This is a genomic window from Streptomyces sp. NPDC006384, assembly GCF_042870695.1.
Lineage (GTDB): Bacteria > Actinomycetota > Actinomycetes > Streptomycetales > Streptomycetaceae > Streptomyces.
This window is the reverse complement of sequence record NZ_JBIAHR010000064.1, coordinates 1-1,168: the sequence shown is the minus strand read 5'-3', so window position 1 is coordinate 1,168 and position 1,168 is coordinate 1. Positions and strand designations below refer to the sequence as shown.

Below are 1,168 nucleotides of genomic sequence, written 5' to 3'. Positions count from 1 at the left end.
TTACTGATGTTGAACTCGTGGAGTCGTAGGGGCTGACGGCTTGTCGACTGTGCGGTATCACCGGGACATGCGGTATCCACAAGGGGGCGGGCTGACCGCCGAACGGCAGCAGTTCCGCGAGGAGTTACGTCTCAAGGCGGCCGAGCGGTTCGCCCAGGGCGAGGCGAGCTCGTTGATCGCCAAGGACCTGCGGGTCAGCGTCCGCTCGGTGCAGCGATGGCGGCAGATGTGGGACGAGGGCGGTCCGCGGGCCCTGCGGTCACAGGGGCCGGCGTCACTGCCGAGGCTGAGCGAGAAGCAGTTCGCGCAGCTGGAGGCAGAACTGGCCAAGGGTCCGGCCGCGCACGGCTGGGAGGACCAGCGATGGACCCTGAGCCGTGTGAAGACGGTGATCGGCCGGCGCTTCCACCTGACCTACACGATCCAGGGTGTGCGGAAGCTGCTGGTGCGAAACGGCTGGTCCTGCCAGGTCCCGGCCCGACGCGCGATCGAGCGGGACGACGAGGCGGTCGCCGGATGGGTCAAGGAGGTGTGGCCCTGCGCGGAAGACTCGCGGCGGCCCGTGGGGCCTGGCTCGTCTTCGAGGACGAAGCCGGATTCTCCATGACGCCGCCGCAGGCCAGGACCTGGTCACAGCGCGGCCGCACCCCGGTGGTGCGGGTGCGGGGCCGTTCCCGCAGACGGGTGTCCATCGCGGCGCTGACCTGCTACAGGCCCGGTCACCGGTCCCGGCTGATCTACCGGCCCCGCCGGGACGACGGACAACGCGACGGGCGCAAGAGCTTTTCCTGGCGCGACTACCGGGACCTGCTGATCGCCGCCCACCAGCAGCTCGGCGGCCCGATCGTCCTCGTCTGGGACAACCTGAACGTTCACAAGGCCGCCGGCCTGCGGGAATGGGCGGCCGCCCGGGACTGGCTGACCATCTACTACCTGCCGCCCTACGCACCCGATCTCAACCCCGTCGAAGGGATCTGGTCGCTCCTGCGACGGGGCTGGCTCTCCAACGTCGCCTTCAGCACCCCCGAACACCTCGTCCAGCGCATCCGACGCGGCTTACGGCACATCCAGTACCGCAGCGACCTCATAGACGGCTGCCTCGCCGAGACCGGCCTGACCATCAGACCCGCCTGAGCAACCCAGCGACATCACGAGTTCAACCTCAGTA

2 protein-coding genes are annotated in these 1,168 nt (G+C 68.8%); both read left to right on the top strand.

Annotated features, from left to right (window positions below):
• Positions 1-67 precede the first annotated feature (67 nt).
• Positions 68-607, top strand: a complete 540-nt coding sequence (locus ACFYOJ_RS36285; protein WP_356559566.1) for a winged helix-turn-helix domain-containing protein — start codon at positions 68-70, stop codon at positions 605-607.
• Entirely contained in the window at positions 604-1,134 is a 531-nt protein-coding gene (locus tag ACFYOJ_RS36280) for a transposase (protein ID WP_356559564.1), read from the top strand. Before ACFYOJ_RS36285 ends, ACFYOJ_RS36280 begins: the two co-directional genes overlap by 4 nt.
• Positions 1,135-1,168 lie beyond the last annotated feature (34 nt).

What these genes read in the sequence shown, in the direction of transcription:
- ACFYOJ_RS36285 (WP_356559566.1), top strand. Translation starts at nt 68, where the DNA reads ATGCGGTATCCACAAGGGGGCGGGCTGACCGCCGAACGGCAGCAGTTC.
- ACFYOJ_RS36280 (WP_356559564.1), top strand. Translation starts at nt 604, where the DNA reads ATGACGCCGCCGCAGGCCAGGACCTGGTCACAGCGCGGCCGCACCCCG.